Genomic DNA, 19,552 nt, shown 5'->3' with positions numbered 1-19,552 from the left:
CATGACGTCCCTCGACGACGCCCGCGCGCTGCTGGCCGAGTTCCCCGTCGTCGACGGGCACAACGACCTGCCGTGGGCGCTGCGCGAACAGGTCCGCTACGACCTCGGCGCCCGCGACATCGCCGGCGACCAGTCCGCCCACCTGCACACCGACATACCCCGGCTGCGCGCGGGCGGGGTCGGCGCGCAGTTCTGGTCGGTGTACGTCCGCGCGGACCGGCCCGACCCGGTGCCGGCCACGCTGGAACAGATCGACTGCGTACGTCGGCTGCTGGCCCGTCACCCGCGGGAGCTGGCGCCCGCGCTGACCGCCGCCGACATGGAGGCCGCGCGCGGCCAGGGCCGTATCGCCTCCCTCATGGGGGCGGAGGGCGGCCACTCCATCGCGAACTCCCTCGGCACCCTGCGCGGGTTGTACGACCTCGGCGTCCGCTACCTGACCCTCACCCACAACTTCAACGTGGCCTGGGCGGACTCGGCGACCGACGAGCCCGGCGTGGGCGGACTGTCGGCCTTCGGCCGCGAGGTGGTGCGGGAGATGAACCGGCTCGGCATGCTGGTCGACCTCTCCCACGTCGCCGCGACGACCATGCGGGACGCGCTGGACGCCACCTCCGCGCCGGTGATCTTCTCCCACTCCTCCGCCCGCGCGGTCTGCGACCACCCGCGCAACATCCCGGACGACGTCCTGGAGCGGCTGCCCGCCAACGGCGGCGTCGCGATGGTGACGTTCGTGCCGAAGTTCGTGCTCCAGGCGGCCGTCGACTGGACCGCCGCGGCCGACGAGAACATGCGCGCGCACGGCTTCCACCACCTCGACACCACCGCCGAGGGGATGAAGGTCCACCGCGCCTTCGAGGAGACCCACCCGCGCCCGGTCGCCACCGTGTCCACCGTGGCCGACCACCTCGACCACATGCGCGAGGTCGCCGGCGTCGACCACCTCGGCATCGGCGGCGACTACGACGGCACGGCCTTCACCCCCGACGGCCTCGGCGACGTCTCCTGCTACCCGAACCTGATCGCCGAGCTCCTCGACCGCGGCTGGTCGAGGACCGACCTGGCCAAGCTCACCTGGAAGAACGCGGTACGGGTGCTGGGCGCCGCGGAGGACGTGGCCCGGAGCCTCCAGGAGACCCGGGCGCCGTCCCACGCCACGCTCGAGTCGCTGGACGGCTGAAGGGCGGCCGGGGGCGGCCGTGCCCCCGGCCACCGGGAAGCCGGCGGGCGCTCCGCGCGACGCCGACCGTACCGCCGGGGCATGACGTACGGAGCCCGTGACGGCCGGTCTCCAGGACGGTCCGCACCCCGCCGGAGACGTACGAGCACGTCTGCGAACCGGACGCCGGCCCCCGACCCGCCGCCGTCCCCGCCGCCCCTGTGGGCCCGGCGCCACCGGGCCGGACGGCTAGGGCTGTTCGATCCGGCAGAGGCAGAACGGATGCCCCGCCGGATCGGCGTACACCCGGAAGCCCTTGCTCTCGGAGTCCTCCCGGTCCAGCACCCGCGCCCCCAGTGCCAGCACCTTCTCCTCGGCCGCGTCGACCTCCTCCCAGGTCCCGCCGGCGTCGAAGTCGAGGTGGAACTGCTGGGAGTCGTGGTCGGCGCTCGGCCACTTCGGCGGGGTGTGCCCCGGCGCCCGCTGGAAGGCGAGCCGGGGTCCCGCGGGGACCTGCAGCACCACCCGGTCCGGGTCCTCCTCCACGGGCGTGCCGCCCCCGACGGCCGCGTAGAAGACGGCCAGTTCACGCGGGTCGGGGCAGTCGAGAACGACGGAACGGAAACGGGCCACGGGGGCCATGGATCATCCTCCGGGGATCAGCGGGTCAGCCGGCGCACAGGCAGAACGGGTGCCCGGCCGGATCCGCGTAAACCCGGAAGGTCCGCGTGCGGTCGTCCGCGTCCAGCGGCCTCGCGCCCAGCGCCAGGACCTCCTTCTCGGCCGCGTCCAGGTCCTCGACCGTCAGGTCCAGGTGGAACTGCTGCGAGCCGTCGGCCGACGGCCACCGCGGCGGTGCGTACCCGGGGGACGCCTGGAAGGCGACGACCGGGCCGCCGGGCACCTTGAGGTCCACCCACTCGCCCTCGTCCACCACGGTGCCGCCCACCACCCCGGCGTAGAAATCGGCCAGCGCGCGCGGGTCCGGACAGTCCAGAACGACGGATCCCACCTTGGCAACGGGCATGACTTCCTCCTCATCGTTACCGGCAGAGCCGGTCAACCGGTATCCGTTACCGCATGCTGCCCTATGAGGGGTAACGTCGCAAGGGGAAAAGCGGGAGGTACGGTCCAGACATGAGCGAGAGAGCGGCCCCGCCCGGGAAGCTGGCCCTGGTCCAGGCCCTGGTCAACACGCTGGACGTCGAGTCGGGCGCCGACGCGCTGGACACGGCGGACGGCCGCGCGCCCTTCGGGCTCACCGAGGAGACCGCCGCCCCCGCCCGCGAACTGCGCGAGTCCCTGCGCGCCACGCTCCTCGCCCACGCCGGACACCCGCCCCACCACGCGGTCACCCCGCTCGGCGAACTGCTCGCCCGGGCGCCCCTGGTGGTCACCGTCGACACCGCGGACGGCTCCGCCGCCCTCGCCCCCGTCGACGACGGGTCCCTGCTCTCCCGCGTGGCCGCCGCCGTCGCCGAAGCGGTCACGGCGGGCACCTGGAACCGGCTGAAGGCCTGCGAGGCCGCCGACTGCCTCTGGGCGTACTACGACCGCAGCCCCGCCGGCCGCGGCCGCTGGTGCTCCATGCAGGTGTGCGGGGCCCGCGCGAAGATGCGCCGGTACCGGGCGAAGGGCGCGTGAGCGCTCCGCCGGGAGAGCGGCGACGTGCCGTCGGTCGTCCGCGGCGCCGTCGCGGCCGGTCGCGCCCACGCGGCGGCAGCCGCACATCGGTACGGTCCCGCGCCCCTTCAGGGCGCTGGCCGGGCCCGTGCGAAAGGCGCGCGGGCGCGCCGGACCCGCCCGGTGGGGCAGAATGCGGCAGGACGCCGGTTCGGCCGACTGAGCCTCGGCCGAACCGGCGTCACCTGTTTCCGTCTAGGCGGTGGGGCGCCCCATCGCGCGGTAGCGCCAGCCGGCCCGCCGCCACTCCTCCGGGTCGAGCGCGTTGCGCCCGTCGAGGATCAGCCGCTGGGACGCCACCTCGCCCAGCGCCGCCGGGTCCAGCTCGCGGAACTCCCGCCACTCCGTCAGGTGCAGCACGACGTCCGCGCCGCGCACCGCCCCCAGCGCCGAGTCGGCGTACCCCAGGGTCGGGAAGAGACTGCGGGCGTTGCCCATGCCCTTCGGGTCGTACACCGTGACCTGGCCGCCCTGCAGATGGATCTGCCCGGCCACGTTCAGCGCCGGCGAGTCCCGGACGTCGTCCGAGTCCGGCTTGAAGGTCGCGCCCAGCACCGCCACCCGCTTGCCCAGGAACGACCCGCCGCCCAGAGCCTGTCTCGTCAGCTCCACCATCCGGCCGCGCTGGCGCATGTTGATCGAGTCGATCTCCCGCAGGAACGTCAGCGCCTGGTCCGCGCCCAGCTCGCCGGCGCGCGCCATGAACGCCCGGATGTCCTTCGGCAGGCAGCCGCCGCCGAAACCGATCCCGGCCCGCAGGAACTTCGCGCCGATCCGGTCGTCGTAGCCGATGGCCTCCGCCAGCTTGGCGACGTCACCGTCCGCGGCCTCGCACACCTCGGCCATCGCGTTGATGAACGAGATCTTCGTGGCCAGGAAGGAGTTCGCCGAGGTCTTCACCAGCTCCGCGGTCGCGAAGTCGGTCACCACGAACGGCGTTCCCTCCTCGACCGGCGTGGCGTACACCTCCCGCAGCACCTTCTCCGCCCGCTCGCTGCGCACGCCCACCACGACCCGGTCCGGGTGCAGCGTGTCGCGCACGGCGAACCCCTCGCGCAGGAACTCCGGGTTCCACGCCAGCTCCGCGTCCTGGCCGGCCGGGGCGTGCTCGGCCAGGTAGGCGGCCAGCCGGTCGGCCGAGCCGACGGGCACCGTCGACTTGCCCACGACCAGCGCGGGACCCTTCAGGTGCGGCGCGAGCGAGGCGATCGCGGAGTCGACGTACGACATGTCGCACGCGTACTCCCCGTGCCGCTGCGGGGTGTTCACGCACACGAAGTGGACGTCGCCGAACTCGCCCGCCTCGGCCCAGTCCATCGTGAACCGCAGCCGCCCGCTGGACCCCTCGATCCCGGCGACGTGCTTGCGCAGCAGCTCCTCGAGCCCCGGCTCGTACATCGGGACCTCACCGCGCCGGAGCGTGTCGATCTTCTCCGGCACGACGTCGAGACCCAGCACCTCGAACCCCAGCTCCGCCATGGCCGCCGCGTGGGTCGCACCGAGATAACCGGTGCCGATCACGGTGATCTTGAGGGCCATGAGTGCTCCAGGGGTGTGCGGCATGCAGTGCGGGCCCGAGCATAACCGGGGGCCCCGGAACGTCCTCGGCGGCCTGTCGTCCAGCTCACCTATCCACGGACGCCGGTGAAGGCCTAACATTTGAGTTACTTAACGGTAGTTAGCGTGATCAGCATCGCAGTGTTTTGGAGCGTGAGAGACCTTGGCCGGATCGGCTGACTTCGACCTGTACCGCCCGTCCGAGGAGCACGACATGCTCCGCGACGCCGTCCGCTCACTGGCCGAGGCGAAGATCGCGCCGTACGCCGCCGCGGTGGACGAGGAGGCCCGCTTCCCGCAGGAGGCCCTCGACGCGCTGGTCGCGAACGACCTGCACGCCGTCCACGTCCCCGAGGAGTACGGCGGCGCCGGCGCGGACGCCCTCGCGACGGTCATCGTGATCGAGGAGGTGGCCCGCGTCTGCGCGTCCTCCTCCCTCATCCCCGCCGTGAACAAGCTGGGCTCGCTGCCGGTCATCCTCTCGGGCTCCGAGGCGCTGAAGAAGAAGTACATGACCCCGCTCGCCAAGGGCGACGCGATGTTCTCGTACTGCCTCTCCGAGCCCGACGCGGGCTCCGACGCGGCCGGCATGAAGACCAGGGCGGTCCGCGACGGCGACGCCTACGTCCTCAACGGCGTGAAGCGCTGGATCACCAACGCCGGCGAGTCCGAGTACTACACGGTGATGGCCGTCACCGACCCCGCCAAGCGCTCGAAGGGCATCTCCGCCTTCGTCGTCGAGAAGTCCGACGAGGGCGTCTCCTTCGGCGCCCCGGAGAAGAAGCTCGGCATCAAGGGCTCCCCGACCCGCGAGGTCTACCTCGACAACGTCCGCATCCCCGCCGACCGCATGATCGGCGAGGAGGGCACCGGCTTCGCCACGGCGATGAGGACCCTGGACCACACCCGCATCACCATCGCCGCGCAGGCCCTCGGCATCGCCCAGGGCGCCCTCGACTACGCCAAGGGCTACGTCAAGGAGCGCAAGCAGTTCGGCAAGCCGATCGCCGACTTCCAGGGCGTCCAGTTCATGCTCGCCGACATGGCCATGAAGATAGAGGCCGCCCGCCAGCTGACGTACGCCGCCGCGGCCAAGTCCGAGCGCGGCGACGCCGACCTGACCTTCCAGGGCGCCGCGGCGAAGTGCTTCGCCTCCGACGTCGCCATGGAGGTCACCACGGACGCCGTCCAGCTCCTCGGCGGCTACGGCTACACCCGCGACTACCCGGTCGAGCGCATGATGCGCGACGCGAAGATCACGCAGATTTATGAAGGCACGAACCAAGTCCAGCGGATCGTGATGGCCCGCAACCTGCCGTAAGGGCCGGCGGACCGACGGGGGAAGGGCGTCCGCGGGCCGGGCGCCCTTCCCCCTTCCCGGCCGCCGCGCGCCGTCACAGGAAGCGGCGGATCGGCGTGACCGCGGCCTCGGCGAGGCGTGCGGTCAGGGGACGGCGGCGCCAGCGGGCCGGGTCGACGGGCTCGCTCAGCTTGCGGTCGGCGTCGAAGTCGGCGTCCAGCGCGGCGGTGAAGTCCTCGTCGAGGACGGCCAGCATGACCTCCTCGTCGTGCTCCAGGGAACGGCGGTTGAAGTTGGTGGAGCCGATGAGGGAGCAGACGCCGTCCACGGTGATGATCTTCGTGTGCAGCATGGTCGGCTGGTACTCCCGCACCTCCACGCCCGCGTCGACGAGGGTCTGGTAGTGCTGCCGTCCGGCCAGCAGGCAGGCCCGCTGGTCGGTGTACGGGCCGGGCAGCAGGATCTCGACGCGCACCCCCCGGCGGGCGGCGTCGGCCAGCAGGCCGATGAAGTAGGGATCGGGCGCGAAGTAGGCGGTGGAGAGCCGGAAACGCTCCCGCGCCGAGGTGATCATCACGCGCAGCAGTGTCTGCATGTCCTGCCAGCCGAAGCTGGCCGAGCCCCGCACCACCTGCACCGTGGCGTTCCCCGGCTGCTCCTGGGAGGTGAAGCGGTCGTGCTCGTCGTACAGGTCGTCGTGGCACTCGGCCCAATTCTGGGCGAAGGCCGCGGCGATGCCGTCCACGGCGGGTCCCCTGACCCGCACGTGGGTGTCGCGCCACTCGCCCGGGCCGCGGGCGTCACCGCACCACTCCTCGGCGATGCCGACGCCCCCGGTGAAGGCGGTGTGCTCGTCGGTCACCAGGACCTTGCGGTGGCAGCGGTGGTTCTGCCGCATCGGGGACAGCCGGGTGGGCTTGCGGAACCAGGCCACCTGGACGCCGGCGTCGTCCATGGCGTTCAGCAGCTCCGGCTCGATCTCCTTGGCGCCGAAACCGTCCAGCAGCAGCCGCACCCGGACCCCCGAGCGCGCCCGCTCGGCCAGGGCGTCGGCGAACTCCCGCGCTATGTCGCCGCGCCAGTACACGAACGTCATCATGTCGACGGTGTGTTCCGCGGCGCGGACGGCCTCCAGCATCGCGGGGAAGATCTGGTCGCCGTTGCGCAGCGGCACGAGCTCGTTGCCCTCGGTCGCGGCGATGCCGATGAGCCGTTCCAGCCGTCTGCGCAGCCGCTGTCGCTCCTCCTGCGGTGTCATGTGTGCTCTCCCCTTGGTCGCTCGTCCCGCCCCGTGGCGCGGCCGGTGTCGCCCCGGCCGCCTCTCCTCTTTTTGCCGCTGCCGGAGGTTCCACGCGGGCGCCCCGTGTGTCCTGCCCGACACCCGGCGGGGGAACGGGCCGGCGGGCGTCCCGTCTCCTGTGGTGCTCATGGGACCGGGGGCGTAGGACGGAAGGGGCGGGGCCGGAAGCGGTCCCGCCGTTCCCCGGGAGGAACCATGACCCAGCAGCAGCCGACCATGGAACCGATGAGCAAGGAGATGCAGGACTGCGTCCAGGCGTGCATGGCCTGCCACGGTGTGTGCGAGGAGACCATGAGCTCCTGCCTGCAGAGGGGCGGCCAGGACCGGATGCGGATCATGCGGGCGCTCATGGACTGCTCGGAGATGACCCGTATGTGCGCGGACATGATGATGCGCCGCTCGCCGCTGGCGAACGAGATGTGCATGATGTGCGCGCAGGCCTGCGACATGTGCGCCGAGGCGTGCATGTCCATGCCGGACGACGAGAGGATGACGCGCTGCGCCGAGTCCTGTCGCCGCTGCTCCGAGATGTGCCGTGCCATGGCGGGCGCCACGATGTGACACCGCCGGGCACGGGCGTGGGCGCCCCGTGGGGCGCCCACACCCGGTTCAGCCGCCCTTGACGGTGACCTTCTCGTCGTTGTTCAGCTGGTTCACCAGCTGCTTCACCTTGGCCTTGTCCCAGAGCAGGTTGCCGCCGGCGGAGCCCGCGATCGGCATGTTCATGGACGTGCCCTCGCCGCCGCTGACGCCCTTCATCGACCAGAACATGTCGGCGAGGTCGAACAGGCCCATGTCCTCGTCGACGATCAGGGAGTCCAGGCCGGCGCCCATGGTCGGGTAGAACGTGAAGGGGTTGAGGACCGTGCCCGGCGTGGCCACCTGGTTGGCGAGGGCGGAGAGGAACTTCTGCTGGTTCTTCGTACGGTCCAGGTCGGAGCCCGCCAGAGCGTAGCGGGTGCGGACGAAGGCCAGGGCCTCCTCGCCGTTCAGGGTCTGCTTGCCCTTCTTGAGGTCGGCGCCGGACTTGGTGTCCTTGATGTCCTGCGGGATGTCCATCTCCACACCGCCGACCGCGTCCACGATGCCGGCGAAGCCGCCGAAGCCGATCTCCACGTAGTGGTCTATGTGCAGGCCGGTGTTGAACTCGACCGTGCGGACCAGCAGTTCGGGCCCGTCCTCGGCGTACGCGGCGTTGAGCTTCACCTGCCGGCCGGTTCCCGGGTAGGACTTGCCCGAGTCGGAGCCCACGAAGGACGGGATCTCGACGTTGGAGTCCCGGGGCAGCGAGATCAGGGTGGAACCGTTGTCGCCGGTGTGCAGGATCATCATCGAGTCCGTGCGCTTGCCCTCGGCGGACCCGGTGTGCAGCTTCTTCTTGTCCTCGTCGGACATCCCCTCGCGGCTGTCGGAGCCGACGATGAGGTAGTTGGTGCCCTCGCCCTTCTCGGGCCGCTCGATCACCTTCGACAGGTCGACTTCGCGGTTGAGCTTGGAGTCGGCCCAGAAGTAGGTGCCGACGGTCGTCACGACCAGCACCGTCGCCACGGTGATCGCCGTCCACTTGACGCGGCGGCGCCAGTCCGGCGCGGGGCGCTGCGGGCCATGGCCGTCCCCGCCCGGTCCGCCGCCGGGGGCGCCGTACACCTGGCCGGTGTTGTAGCCGCTGTCGTAGCCGCCGCCGCTGCCGTGGCCGTCCACGTACGACGGCTGCTGCGGGACGCCGTACCCGCCCTGCCCGGGAGGGGCCGCCGGGCCGCGGCGGACCTGCCGCATGACGCGGGCGCCTTCGGGCCGTGCGCTCGCGCTGCCGCGTCCGTAGCGTCCGCCGCGGTTGTCGTCGGACCGTGCCTCGGGCCAATCAGTCATGGGAGACAGTGTGCAGGTCCCGGCTGTGCGCCGTGCAAGGGTCGTCGGAAAATCAGGTCACCGCTGTTGCGAATCCGACACAAATTCCGCGAGTGCGACCTCGGCATAAGGTGGAGGCCATGACAGATCAGGCCCCCGCCGCAGCCACGGAGAGTCCGGACATCCCGGGCAAGCCCACTTCGGCGTCCCGTACGACCCTCAGCCACATCATGACCCACAACGACACCAACCTGCTGGGCACGGTGCACGGCGGGGTGATCATGAAGCTGGTCGACGACGCCGCGGGCGCCGTCGCCGGACGGCACTCCGGAGGGCCTGCCGTCACCGCCTCCATGGACGAGATGGCCTTTCTGGAGCCGGTCCGCGTCGGCGATCTGGTGCATGTGAAGGCCCAGGTCAACTGGACCGGGCGGACCTCGATGGAGGTCGGGGTGCGGGTGCTGGCCGAGCGCTGGAACGAGTCCGCGCCGCCCACCCAGGTCGGTTCGGCGTACCTCGTCTTCGCGGCCGTCGACGCCGACGGCAAGCCGCGCCGGGTGCCGCCGGTGACGCCGGAGACCGAGCGGGACAGGCGCCGCTACCAGGAGGCCCAGATCCGCCGGGCCCACCGCCTGGCCCGCCGCCGGGCGATCGTGGAACTGCGGGAGAAGCGGGCCGCCGAAGGGTTCGAGGACTGACGGAGGTCAGGAGCAGCCCACCTCGTCGCCCCGCACCACCCCGAACTCGCCCCGCTCCGGGTCCTGCGCCCGCACCTTGCGGACCTTCTCGAAGTCGGCGCCCGCGATCACCCTCAGCACGGCGCCCTGGCCCTTCACCGCGCGCAGCTCGCTGCCGGGAAGGGCCGCCGCGAGGGACTTCGCGGAGCGGTCCCAGCGGGGGTCGTAGGCGACGACCGTCCGCCGCACGCCCTGGTCCGCCGCGTTGACCGGGGCGCGGGTGGTGTCGAAGCCGGTCGCCGCCAGCGCGGCGTCCACCCGCCGGCCGAGGCCCGTGGTGCGGGTGCCGTTCTCGACCTGGACGCGGACCCGCCGGGGGTCCACCGGGACCCGGAGCGCCGCGTCGGGGGTGCGGTGCGCGGAGAGCGGCTCGTCCCGGCGCAGCGCGTCGAAGACGCGCTCGGACTGGTCGGCGTCCCACTTCAGCGTCGAGCCGACGCCCTTCACGGCGTACTTCATGTCGGCGATCGGCACGGTGGCGAACTCGGAGGAGGAGGGCGAGAAGTTCCGCATCGCCCGGCCGAGGTCGAGGAGCTCGTCGGTGCCGAAGCCCTCGTCGGCGCGGACCGAGCCGAGCACCGCCCGGGTCACGTCCCGGAACCTCATCGGGTTCAGCAGGACGCCGGAGGAGGTGACCCGGTCCACCAGGGCCGCCATGAAGTGCTGCTGACGCCTCATCCGGCTGAGGTCGGAGGCGCCGTCGACGTGCCGGGAACGGACGTACTGCAGGGCCTGGCCGCCTTTCAGGGTGTGCCGGCCGGCGGGCAGGTCGAGGCCGGTGCGGCCGTCCTTCAGCGGCCTGCCGGTGCAGATCTCGACGCCGCCGACCACGTCCACGGTCCTCATGAAGCTGGTGAAGTCGACCTCCAGGTAGTGGTCGATCTTCACCCGGGTCATTTTTTCGACCGTGCGCACGGTCAGCCGCGGCCCGCCCTCCGCGTACGCCGCGTTCAGCTTGAGCGGGTGCCCCTCGTGCCGTTCGCCGCTCACGCGGTCGGTGTGCGGGGGCGTCACGGCGTACGAGTCGCGGGGCAGGCTGATCACGGAGGCGCGGTCGCGGTCCGCCGAGATGTGCACGATCATGACCGTGTCGGTGCAGTGGCAGGGCGCCCCGCCGAGCCGGTACCTCTCCCGCTCCCTCGCGCCGATCCGCTCCCGGCCGTCGGTGCCGACGAGCAGGATGTTCATGCCGTGACCGGCCTCGGGACGGTTCTTCATGTCGCGGAACGGGTCGACCCGGGCGATGTCCTCGTCGAGGCCGCTCATCACCGCGTGCCCGATCCCCGCGGCCGCGAGCACCACGACCGAGAGCGTGGTGACGGTGCGCACGACCCAGCGCGGCTTCCCGCGCGGCTTCCCGCGCGGCGCGGGCGGCCGCGGAGGACGCTGCGGTGCGGTGCGGGGCCGGGGGGACCGCGGCGGCGTGGGCAAGGGGGGACACCTCCGGACGACGGCCGTGCGTGGGATCGTGAGCACGGTAGGCCGATACGATCTGCGGTCCGGCGCATCGCCCCCGGCGCGCGCGTCGGTGTCCCCCGTTCGCGGTAACGTGAGCCCTCTATGAACGCCAATCCCGACGTGCGGCTCCCCGCCGTTTCCGTGATCATGCCCGTCCTCAACGAGGAGCGGCACCTGCGCGGCGCCGTCCGCGCGATCCTCGCCCAGGAGTACGCCGGCGAGATGGAGGTCGTGATCGCCCTCGGTCCGTCCACGGACCGCACGGACGAGATCGCCGCCGAGCTCGTGGCCGAGGACCCGCGGGTGCACACCGTGCCCAATCCGACCGGCCGCACCCCGGCCGCCCTCAACGCGGCGATCCAGGCCTCGCGCCATCCGATCGTGGTCCGCGTCGACGGGCACGGGATGCTCTCCCCGAACTACATCGCGACCGCCGTGCGGCTCCTGGAGGAGACCGGCGCGCAGAACGTCGGCGGCATCATGCACGCCGAGGGGGAGAACGACTGGGAGCACGCCGTCGCGGCCGCGATGACGTCGAAGATAGGCGTGGGCAACGCCGCCTTCCACACCGGCGGCGAGGCCGCTCCCGCCGAGACGGTGTACCTGGGGGTGTTCCGGCGCGAGGCGCTGGAGCGGCAGGGCGGTTACAACGTGGAGTTCATCCGCGCCCAGGACTGGGAGCTGAACTTCCGCATACGTGAGGCCGGCGGGCTGATCTGGTTCTCGCCGGAGCTGAAGGTGTCGTACCGGCCCCGGCCGAGCGTGCGGGCGCTGGCCAAGCAGTACAAGGACTACGGCCGCTGGCGGCACGTCGTGGCCCGCTACCACTCCGGTTCCATCAACCTGCGCTACCTGGCCCCGCCGACCGCGGTGTGCGCGATCGCGGCCGGGATCGTGGTGGGCGCGGTGCTCACCCCGTGGGGCTTCGTGGTGCCCGGCGGTTACCTCGCGGCGATCGTGCTGGGGTCCGTCCCCGCGGGCAAGGGGCTGCCGCCCAAGGCGCGGCTGCAGATCCCGGTGGCGCTGGCCACCATGCACATGTCGTGGGGCTGGGGCTTCCTGACCAGCCCGCGCGCCCTGGCGAAGAAGGTCATCGCCTCGCGCCGGCCCGCCGTCCCCGCGGACGCGCCGGCCGCCTGACGTCGTCGCGCCGGGCGCCCCGGCCGGAAGGGGACGGAACCCTGGCGCTGCGACGGGCGGGGCTGCCTGAGCTGTCGGGCGGGCGCCGTCAGCCGCAGTGGACGGTGTGGTTGATGCGCGTGCAGGTGGACTCGGCGCGGCCGCCCCGGTCGATGCGGGCACCCGGGGCGCCCCCCACGGTCACGACGCAGTCGTATCCGGTGGAGCTGTTGCAGGTCAGGAACGTGTCGCCCTCACCCGCATCCATCGAGTCGATCACTTTGCAACCTGAACCACGGGCGCTGTGGTACGAGGCGGCCGCCGCGGTGCCGGTCATGAGGACCGTTCCGGTGATGGCGAAGGCGACGGGCTGGAAGGCCGGCTGTCGCCCGGGGCGGCCGGCAGGGATGCCATGGCCCCGCGGTCGCACCGGCGCGGGTCCGATCACTGGTGGGCCCTTGCGAGACCCTGCCGGAGGACCTCGGCCCGGAGCCGTCCAGGATCACTACGCGGCGGAGCCGGGCCGGGATTTCCCGTACGGGGAGAGAACCGGAAAGGCGGGGTCGATGGCCGATGAGCGCATCACCGGTGCGGAACCGCCCGCCTGCCCGGGAGCCCGACGACCGGCGCCGTCCCCCCGCCCGGCCGCGGTGTGCGCGACAGCGGCCGGAAGGGGCTCGTCACGTTCACTCCGGTCGCGCGTTCACCAGGTGAAGCCCGGGCTGACGTGCATGCACGCCTTGTCGTCGGCGCCGTTGAGCGCCTGCGCCGACTCGGGGGTGGTGTTGTCCTCCACCGGCGCCTTGTACGTCGTGCCCTCGCGCCAGTCGGCGCCGACGACGAGGGTGACGCCGGACACGTCGGTGGACCGTTTCACCGAACCCGCCGGGATGCCGAGCGCCTCGGCGACCCGCCGGGCGTCGCCCTCCAGGTCGGCGCCCGGATAGCGCACCACCGTCCGCTCGGCGCTGACTGCGCTGGTGGTGTCGGCGGTCGCCCCGGTGAAGCCCTTCTCCTTCAGCGCGTCGCGGACCGTGCCGGTGCGCCCCGCGGCGGCGGCCAGGGTGTCGGTGCGGGTGCCGTTGACGACCTGTACGGCGATGTCGGCGTCGTCGGCGGCCGGGTCCGCCGGCGCCTTCGGCTCGGCCTTCGCCGGCTCCGCGTCCTTGCCGTCGAGGGCGATGTCCTCACGGACCAGGCGGAACAGCTTCTCGGCGTCCTCGGTCGGCTCCACCCGGGCGCCCACGTACCGGTTGGGCATCGTGGTCATGGTGACGCGCTCCGGCGCCACCTTGCGCAGCTCGGTGCTCAGGTCGTAGAGCTTCTTCACCGTGTCGAGCCCGGGGTCGACGGTGAGCGCCTCGGTGGCCTTCTCGGCCAGTCTGCGCAGCTTGTTGGGGCTGCTCAGGGTGGCGTTCTCCCGCAGTTGCCGGACCAGCGAGTTCATGTACATGTGCTGTGCCTTGGCACGGGCGAGGTCACTGCCGTCCTCGAAGCCGTAGCGGGTGCGCAGCCACTGCAGGGCCTGCTCGCCCTTGACGTAGTTGGTGCCCTCCTCCAGTTTCAGACCGGAGCCGTGGCCCTGGCTGTCGCGGGAGTGGATGTTCGCGTCGACGCACACCGGGACACCGCCGACCGCGTCCGCCATGGACACCACGCCGGCGAAGTCGACCATGACGAAGTGGTCGATGTGGATGCCGGTGAGCTCCTGCCAGGTGGCCACGGTGCAGCCGGGACCGCCGTGCCCGAGGCTCTGGTTGGTCATCGTGCGCCCGTCGCTCGCCGGGTACACCGTGCCGTCCTCGGGGTCGGTGCACTTGGGGATCTCGAGCAGGGTGTCGCGCGGCATGCTGACCACGGACATGTTGGACCGGTCGGCGGACAGGTGCACCAGCATCTGTACGTCGGCGAGCGGGGTGGAGCCGAAGGTCTCGCGGGCGCCGCCGAGTTGCTGGTTCTCCTCGGAGTCCCGGGCGTCGCTGCCGATGAGCAGGATGTTCAGCGGGGTCTGCCCGGCCGCGTTCGGCGTCGGCTCGGCGACCTTGCTGTCCCCCAGGTTGAGGGGGTCCTTCTTGATGTTGTCGTTCAGCTGCCGGTAGTAGAGGTAACCCGCCCCTGCCCCGACGACCATGAGCAGTGCGAGGGTCGCCGCGGACCAGGTGAGCAGCCGGCGCACCCGGCGCGGGCGGGGGGCGTCGGCGCCGTCGGAGGGTTTCTCGTCCGGGCCCTCCTCCGGCTCGCCGTCACCGAGCGTCTCCGGCGCGGCGTTCTGCGTCACCACCCCCGTTCTCCCCACTCCTGGCAACCTCTCGCCTCGTCAAGCAGGGCCGTCCTGCCTCCTGTTAGACGCACGACGGGCCCTTCAGTTGCCCCCGGAATCCCAACGACTTCAACAAGTTTCGGCCGGCCGGGAAAGGCGCCCCGCGCTCGCTACCAGCGGTAGGGCTCGTACACGTCCATGCACGTGCCCGTCTCCGAGCCGTTGAGGGCGTCGGCGTCCTCCGGCAGGTCCCCGGCCTCGGGCGCCGGCTGCTCCGGATAGGCCGTGCCCTCGCGCCAGTCGGCGCCGACCACCACCGTGACACCGGAGACACCGGTGGACTGCTTGACCGAACTCACCGGGATCCCGAGCGACTCGGCGACCCGCTGGGCGTCCCCGCGCGACGCGGCGCCCGGATAGCGCACTTCGGTCCGCTCCTCGGCGAGGGCGGCGGACGTGTCCGGCGCGGCCCGGGTGAAGCCCTTCGACACCAGCGTCCCGGCGACCGCGGCCGCCCTGCCGCCTACCGGGCCGAGGGTCGCGGACCGGGTGGCGTTCCGCACCTGGACGGCGATCTCCCCGGCGGGTGCGGCCGGGTCGCCGGAGGCCGCGGCGGCCGCCTTGCTCCCGTCCTTGCCGCTCTTGCCGCTCGCGCCGCCCTTGGCATCGAACGCCACGTCGTCGCGGAGCATGGCCCACACCTGTTCGGCGCCGGCGCCGGCCGGGAGCAGGTGGTTGCGGTTCTGCGGGTCCTCGACCGTGGGCAGCGTCGTCATCGTGATGCGGTCCGGCGGCACCGTCTTCAGCTGCATCCCCAGGTCGTACAGCTTCTTCACCGAGCCGATCTCCTCCGAGACCGTCAGCGACGTCGTCGCCGCCTCCGCCAGGTCCGTCAGCCTGCCCGTGTCGGTGAAGACGTTCTGGTCCCGCAGGGTGCGGATCATCGAGTTCATGTACATGTGCTGTGCCCGCGCCCGCAGCAGGTCACTGCCCCAGGCATGCCGGGTGCGCAGCCACTGCAGCGCCCGCTCGCCCTCGACCTTCTCGGACCCGGCCCGCATCTTCAGGCCCGAGCCGCCGGGTACGCCGGGCAGCGGGCGGTCCCATACGTTCTGGTTGACGCAGACCTCGACCCCGCCGATGGCGTCGGCCATGCTCACCACGCCGGCGAAGTCGATCGTCATCCAGTGGTCGATGTAGACGCCGGTGAGGTTCTGCCAGGCGGCCAGCGTGCAGCCGGGACCGCCGCGGCCCAGCGAGGTGTTGATGATGTCGTTGGTCGCCGGGTAGGTGTCACCGGTCTCCGGGTCCTCGCACCGGGGGATGTCCACCCGGGTGTCGCGCGGGATGCTCACCACGGCCGCGCTCTCACGGTCGGCGGCGAGGTGGATCAGCATCTGCACATCGCCCAGCGGCGGGTTGCCGCGGGTGTCCCGGCCGCCGCCGAGCTTCACGTTCTCGTCGGAGGCGCGGCTGTCGGAGCCGATCAGCAGGATGTTCAGCGGCGTCTGCCCGGCCGCGTTCGGCTCGGCCTTGTGCGCCTCGGAGTCACCGCTGCTGCGCTCACCCTTCTCGATGTTGCCGTTCAGGTGCTCGTAGTACAGGTAACCGGCGCCGGCCGTCCCGAGTATCAGCACGGCCAGGGTCGTCGCCGACCAGCGCAGCGCGCGCCGGCCCCGCCCGGCGGACGGCCGTCGTCCGCCTTCCGGTGGGCCGTTGGCGCCGTCCGGGGCCTGCGGGCCGCCGTCCGGCAGGCCAGGTCCCGGCTCTTCCTGCACACCGCTCCGCGTCACCGTCACCGTCGTCCCCTCACGCCACGCAACGGGCCTGCCCCGCGCCCTGGAGGACGCGGAACAGGCCCCTCAGGTCACTTGGCGCACTCGACCTTGTCCGCCGTGGACTTCTGAGCGTCATCGGGCACGTCCGCCGCGGCCGCGTTGAGTTTGACGCCCGCACCCTTGAAGTCCTTGCCGAGGGTCAGCGTCATCGCGGGCACGCCCTGGGAGTTGGTGACGCTCTCACCGGGCTTCATCGCCGACCCCGACAGACCCAGGATGTCGGCCAGACGGCGTGCCTGGGCGGCCTGATCAGGGGCGTATTCCAGCGTCGTCCTGCTCAGTTCCTCGGGCGCGTTGCCGGCGTTCTCCGACTTGGCGACACCCTGTTCGACCTGCAGCCAGCTGAGGGTCTCCTGGGCGCTGCCGGCTTCGGCGCCGCCGTTCATGATCTGCACCCGGACCTCGGAGGCCGGCGCCTTCTCGCCCTTCAGCCGGGCGGCGACGGCGGCCTTCTCCTTCTTCTTCTGCTGCTTGACCTCGGTGAAGGAGACGTCGTTCTTGATCATGTCGAAGACCTGCTGGGCGGACCCCTCCTTCAGGACGACCGTCGCCTTGACCCTCTCGGCCGGATTGTCCTTCACCGGCACGGTCGCGAAGGTCAGGTTCTTGACGTTGAGCTTGCCCAGCTCCAGACCGAGGTCCTTGAGCTTGTTGATGCTGTCCAGCTGGGAGTCGACGGTGAGCGCCTCGGTGCCCGCCTCCGCCAGCTTGATCATCTTCGTCGGGCTGGTGAGCGTGTCGTTCGACTTCAGCTTCCGCATCAGCGAGCTCAGGAACTGCTGCTGCAGCTCGATCCGGCTCAGGTCGCCGCCGAGGCCGACCGAGTGCCGGGTACGGACGAACGCCAGCGCGTCCTCACCCTCGATGGTGTGCGTGCCCTTGGGCAGCTTCAGATGCGAGTCCGGGTCGTCGATGTCCTTGGCCAGACACACCTCGACGCCGCCGACGGCCGACGTCAGCGTCTTCACCGCGTTGAAGTCGGCCACCATGAAGTTGTCCGGCGTGATGCCGGTCAGCTCCGTCACCGTCCGCATGGTGCAGCTGGGCGTACGGCCGCCCTGGCCGAGGCTGGTGTTGAAGCGGACGCCGACGGAGCCCGGGATGATCTTCTCGCTGCCGTCCTCCTGCTCCGTCGGGCAGTCGGGGACGTCGACTATCAGGTCACGCGGAATGCTCAACGCGGTCGCGTTGGAGCGGTCCTTGGAGACGTGCAGCAGGAGCGTGGTGTCGGCGTGCCCCTCGCTGCCCGCGTCCCCGTATCCGTCGTTGCCCGAGCCGGTGCGCTTGTCGGTGCCGATCAGCAGGATGTTGATCGCCTTGTCCTTGCTGAAGCCGCCCGTGCTGGCGCCGTCGTCGGAGACGGACTGGATGTTGTCGTTCAGGTGCTCCAGATAGAAGTACCCGGCCGTACCGGCCGCGAGCACCACGAACGCCATCGTGCCGCCGGTCCACAGCAGGGCCTTCTTCGTCTTCGACTTCTTCGCCGGCCGGCGCCCGCGCCGCCCCGGGGGCGGCTCCTCCGGCGCGCCCCGGCGCCTGCGCTGCGACGGCACCTCACGGTCCGGGGTCTCCCGGTCCGGCGTCTTCCGGTCCGGCGCCTTCCGCTCGCGTTCGGGCGCGCGGCCCGACGGCGCCGGCCGGCCGCGCCCCGCGCCCCGGGGGCGTGGACCGCGTGGCCCGGGGACCGCCGATTGCGGTGCGGAAGGGCCCAGTCGCAGCTCGTATTCGCCAGTGTCCGGGTTGAGCACCCACTGGTCTGCGGGATCGATGTTCTCCGCCCGCCCACGGCCTTGCGCGTCCACGTCGCTTGAATCCTCCGTCGGGCCCACGCGGCGCCTTTCCCCTCCCAAGGCGCTCGGGTCTGTCACACAGTGCGGGATTCTCAGGACAGGCCTGAAGGAACGGACGCACCGGAGCGCTCACACTAACGGTCCTGATCGAGTGGAAGCGACGGCGGTGACGAATTCCACTTCCTCACAAGTGGGCAATCCACCCATTTCCTCGGACAAAGGTGCGATGCCTTGGAGTTGGCTTGGAGCAGGCTTTGCGCACAGGTGTCCTCGACGGCCGTGTTCCCCGGGAACGTCGGTGCCGGGGAGGAGTTGCCGGACGCCTTCCCGGATCCCTTTCCCGTGGCCTTCCGGTCACCTTCCGTGGCGACAATCACGGGTGCGCTCCTGCGCGGCCGTTCGAACAGTTCCTCCGCGGCGGGCCGTGCGGATCGGTCCCGATTCACGTTCCCGACGTACGGCTCCCGGGAACGGTCAGGAATTGCACGCCCTCCGTGGGGATGTCCCGCAGTCCGCGCACAAGGCCGTACGGACTTCGCGGACCGGCCAGTCCCGGATCGGTGGTGAGCGACGAGGCGGCCGCGTCCAGGACGGGGTACGGTCTCACCGGATTCAGCAGCACGTCGTTGCCGCCCCTCGTGTGGGCGAGCGCGCCGAGGAAGCGCTGCCGCCGCTCCATCCGGCCGGTGTCGCTGCCGTCGCCGAGGGCCTTGCGGGCGCGGACGTGACCGAGCGCCTGCTCCCCGTTCGGCGTCCCCCGGCCCGCCGGCAGTCCCGGTCCGGCGTCCTCGTCGGGCTCGCGCGGGCACACCCCGACCCCGCCCACCGCGTCGATCACGTCCTTGAAACCGGCGAAGTCGACGACGACGTGGTGGTCGACGCGGATGTCCGTCGGTTTCTCCACCGTTCGGATGGCGCAGGACGAACGGCCCACCACGAAAGCCGAGTCGAACATCGCGAACACCGGTTCGGAACGCGATCCGTCGGGGCGGCGGCAGCCGGGCACGTCCACCGTCAGGTCCCGGGGGACGGACACCGCGGTGGCGCCGCGCCGGCCCGCCGACAGGCGCAGCAGGATCACGGTGTCCGAACGCTCCGCCCCCGCGTCCCGTCCGTAGCGGGCGTTCCCCTCCCCGGAGCGCGAGTCCGAGCCGATCGGCAGGATGTTCCGGGCGTCCTCGACGAGCGCCGTGGGCCGTTCCTCCCCGAACCGCTCGAGTTCGGCCGCCGCCGCCTCGTCCGGGGTGATGTTCCCCTCCGGCTTCCGGTACACCGCCCGGCGCCGGCGCCGGGCCCGCCCGCTCGCCGAGGACCCCGTCCCCGGACCGAGGGCACGGCCGCCCTCCGGCCGCGCGGAGGACGCGCCTGCGGTGTCGCTCATGACCGGGTCCACCCCTCACTGCGTACGGCGTGCGGTGGTGCCGTCGCGTACGAGGATGCCCCGGGACGGCGGTCCGGGGCGGGTGGTGGTGCGCCGGACGGGGGAGGGAGCGGGGCGGACGG

Annotated in this window: 16 protein-coding genes and 1 pseudogene; 6 read left to right on the top strand and 11 right to left on the bottom strand. The window is 71.8% G+C overall.

Annotated elements, in window-relative coordinates; translation table 11 throughout:
* Position 1 precedes the first annotated feature (1 nt).
* Positions 2 to 1,180, top strand: coding sequence for a dipeptidase (locus ADK41_RS21920; RefSeq protein WP_030821636.1), 1,179 nt, complete (start codon positions 2 to 4; stop codon positions 1,178 to 1,180).
* A 228-nt stretch (positions 1,181 to 1,408) separates the two neighbouring features.
* Here ADK41_RS21920 and ADK41_RS21915 read toward each other — a convergent pair whose 3' ends face one another.
* Together ADK41_RS21915 and ADK41_RS21910 are read right to left on the bottom strand one after the other, a co-directional pair.
* Positions 1,409 to 1,801: a VOC family protein gene (locus tag ADK41_RS21915; RefSeq protein WP_030821634.1), complete on the bottom strand. Its 393-nt coding sequence runs from the start codon at positions 1,799 to 1,801 to the stop codon at positions 1,409 to 1,411.
* Between the two features lie 25 nt (positions 1,802 to 1,826).
* Entirely contained in the window at positions 1,827 to 2,186 is a 360-nt protein-coding gene (locus ADK41_RS21910) for a VOC family protein (RefSeq protein ID WP_030821633.1), read from the bottom strand.
* 110 nt (positions 2,187 to 2,296) lie between these two features.
* On the opposite strand from ADK41_RS21910, the gene ADK41_RS21905 reads away from it, so the two are divergent.
* Positions 2,297 to 2,803 carry a CGNR zinc finger domain-containing protein gene (locus ADK41_RS21905; protein ID WP_030821631.1) on the top strand — a complete coding sequence of 169 codons (507 nt, stop codon included), beginning with the start codon at positions 2,297 to 2,299 and terminating at the stop codon, positions 2,801 to 2,803.
* 234 nt (positions 2,804 to 3,037) lie between these two features.
* Here ADK41_RS21905 and ADK41_RS21900 read toward each other — a convergent pair whose 3' ends face one another.
* Complete coding sequence (locus ADK41_RS21900) at positions 3,038 to 4,381, bottom strand: UDP-glucose dehydrogenase family protein (RefSeq protein WP_030821629.1); 1,344 nt, start codon at positions 4,379 to 4,381, stop codon at positions 3,038 to 3,040.
* Positions 4,382 to 4,562: 181 nt separating this feature from the next.
* Here ADK41_RS21900 and ADK41_RS21895 point away from each other — a divergent pair, with 181 nt between their 5' ends.
* A complete protein-coding gene (locus tag ADK41_RS21895) occupies positions 4,563 to 5,720 on the top strand; it encodes an acyl-CoA dehydrogenase (RefSeq protein WP_030821627.1) in 1,158 nt (385 codons plus the stop codon).
* A 73-nt stretch (positions 5,721 to 5,793) separates the two neighbouring features.
* Here ADK41_RS21895 and ADK41_RS21890 read toward each other — a convergent pair whose 3' ends face one another.
* Positions 5,794 to 6,957 carry a phospholipase D-like domain-containing protein gene (locus ADK41_RS21890; protein WP_030821625.1) on the bottom strand — a complete coding sequence of 388 codons (1,164 nt, stop codon included), beginning with the start codon at positions 6,955 to 6,957 and terminating at the stop codon, positions 5,794 to 5,796.
* A 237-nt stretch (positions 6,958 to 7,194) separates the two neighbouring features.
* On the opposite strand from ADK41_RS21890, the gene ADK41_RS21885 reads away from it, so the two are divergent.
* The gene (locus tag ADK41_RS21885) at positions 7,195 to 7,560 is read left to right on the top strand and encodes a four-helix bundle copper-binding protein (RefSeq protein ID WP_030821623.1); all 366 of its coding nucleotides are present in this window, start codon (positions 7,195 to 7,197) and stop codon (positions 7,558 to 7,560) included.
* Positions 7,561 to 7,608: 48 nt separating this feature from the next.
* Here the strand turns inward: ADK41_RS21885 and ADK41_RS21880 are convergent, their stop codons facing one another.
* A complete protein-coding gene (locus tag ADK41_RS21880) occupies positions 7,609 to 8,868 on the bottom strand; it encodes an LCP family protein (RefSeq protein WP_199821908.1) in 1,260 nt (419 codons plus the stop codon).
* A gap of 119 nt (positions 8,869 to 8,987) precedes the next feature.
* Between ADK41_RS21880 and ADK41_RS21875 the strand changes: the two genes are divergently transcribed.
* Complete coding sequence (locus ADK41_RS21875) at positions 8,988 to 9,545, top strand: acyl-CoA thioesterase (RefSeq protein ID WP_030821618.1); 558 nt, start codon at positions 8,988 to 8,990, stop codon at positions 9,543 to 9,545.
* Between the two features lie 6 nt (positions 9,546 to 9,551).
* Here ADK41_RS21875 and ADK41_RS21870 read toward each other — a convergent pair whose 3' ends face one another.
* Positions 9,552 to 10,913: an LCP family protein gene (locus ADK41_RS21870; RefSeq protein WP_030821614.1), complete on the bottom strand. Its 1,362-nt coding sequence runs from the start codon at positions 10,911 to 10,913 to the stop codon at positions 9,552 to 9,554.
* Between the two features lie 231 nt (positions 10,914 to 11,144).
* Here ADK41_RS21870 and ADK41_RS21865 point away from each other — a divergent pair, with 231 nt between their 5' ends.
* Positions 11,145 to 12,182 (top strand): glycosyltransferase family 2 protein, encoded by a 1,038-nt coding sequence (locus tag ADK41_RS21865; RefSeq protein WP_030821612.1) that lies wholly within the window; start codon positions 11,145 to 11,147, stop codon positions 12,180 to 12,182.
* An 88-nt stretch (positions 12,183 to 12,270) separates the two neighbouring features.
* Here the strand turns inward: ADK41_RS21865 and ADK41_RS21860 are convergent, their stop codons facing one another.
* The 5 genes and pseudogenes from ADK41_RS21860 to ADK41_RS21840 all read right to left on the bottom strand — a co-directional run.
* Complete coding sequence (locus ADK41_RS21860) at positions 12,271 to 12,498, bottom strand: hypothetical protein (protein ID WP_030821610.1); 228 nt, start codon at positions 12,496 to 12,498, stop codon at positions 12,271 to 12,273.
* Between the two features lie 366 nt (positions 12,499 to 12,864).
* Positions 12,865 to 14,439, bottom strand: coding sequence for an LCP family protein (locus tag ADK41_RS21855; protein ID WP_030821608.1), 1,575 nt, complete (start codon positions 14,437 to 14,439; stop codon positions 12,865 to 12,867).
* Between the two features lie 152 nt (positions 14,440 to 14,591).
* On the bottom strand, positions 14,592 to 16,214 hold the full coding sequence (locus ADK41_RS21850; protein ID WP_234318624.1) for an LCP family protein: 1,623 nt from the start codon (positions 16,212 to 16,214) through the stop codon (positions 14,592 to 14,594).
* Positions 16,215 to 16,288: 74 nt separating this feature from the next.
* Complete coding sequence (locus tag ADK41_RS21845) at positions 16,289 to 18,061, bottom strand: LCP family protein (RefSeq protein ID WP_030821604.1); 1,773 nt, start codon at positions 18,059 to 18,061, stop codon at positions 16,289 to 16,291.
* A gap of 245 nt (positions 18,062 to 18,306) precedes the next feature.
* A pseudogene (locus tag ADK41_RS21840) lies at positions 18,307 to 19,430 on the bottom strand (LCP family protein); the annotation flags it as partial.
* Between the last annotated feature and the right edge of the window lie 122 nt (positions 19,431 to 19,552).

The sequence above is a fragment of the Streptomyces caelestis genome (assembly GCF_001279005.1).
Classification (GTDB): Bacteria; Actinomycetota; Actinomycetes; order Streptomycetales; family Streptomycetaceae; genus Streptomyces; species Streptomyces heliomycini.
The sequence above is the reverse complement of the archived record's forward strand: the minus strand, read 5'-3'. Positions and strand labels throughout refer to the sequence as shown.

Coding starts and splice junctions, on each gene's coding strand:
- ADK41_RS21920 (WP_030821636.1), top strand. CDS start 2: ATGACGTCCCTCGACGACGCCCGCGCGCTGCTGGCCGAGTTCCCCGTC.
- ADK41_RS21915 (WP_030821634.1), bottom strand. CDS start 1,801: ATGGCCCCCGTGGCCCGTTTCCGTTCCGTCGTTCTCGACTGCCCCGAC.
- ADK41_RS21910 (WP_030821633.1), bottom strand. CDS start 2,186: ATGCCCGTTGCCAAGGTGGGATCCGTCGTTCTGGACTGTCCGGACCCG.
- ADK41_RS21905 (WP_030821631.1), top strand. CDS start 2,297: ATGAGCGAGAGAGCGGCCCCGCCCGGGAAGCTGGCCCTGGTCCAGGCC.
- ADK41_RS21900 (WP_030821629.1), bottom strand. CDS start 4,381: ATGGCCCTCAAGATCACCGTGATCGGCACCGGTTATCTCGGTGCGACC.
- ADK41_RS21890 (WP_030821625.1), bottom strand. CDS start 6,957: ATGACACCGCAGGAGGAGCGACAGCGGCTGCGCAGACGGCTGGAACGG.
- ADK41_RS21885 (WP_030821623.1), top strand. CDS start 7,195: ATGACCCAGCAGCAGCCGACCATGGAACCGATGAGCAAGGAGATGCAG.
- ADK41_RS21880 (WP_199821908.1), bottom strand. CDS start 8,868: ATGACTGATTGGCCCGAGGCACGGTCCGACGACAACCGCGGCGGACGC.
- ADK41_RS21875 (WP_030821618.1), top strand. CDS start 8,988: ATGACAGATCAGGCCCCCGCCGCAGCCACGGAGAGTCCGGACATCCCG.
- ADK41_RS21865 (WP_030821612.1), top strand. CDS start 11,145: ATGAACGCCAATCCCGACGTGCGGCTCCCCGCCGTTTCCGTGATCATG.
- ADK41_RS21860 (WP_030821610.1), bottom strand. CDS start 12,498: ATGACCGGCACCGCGGCGGCCGCCTCGTACCACAGCGCCCGTGGTTCA.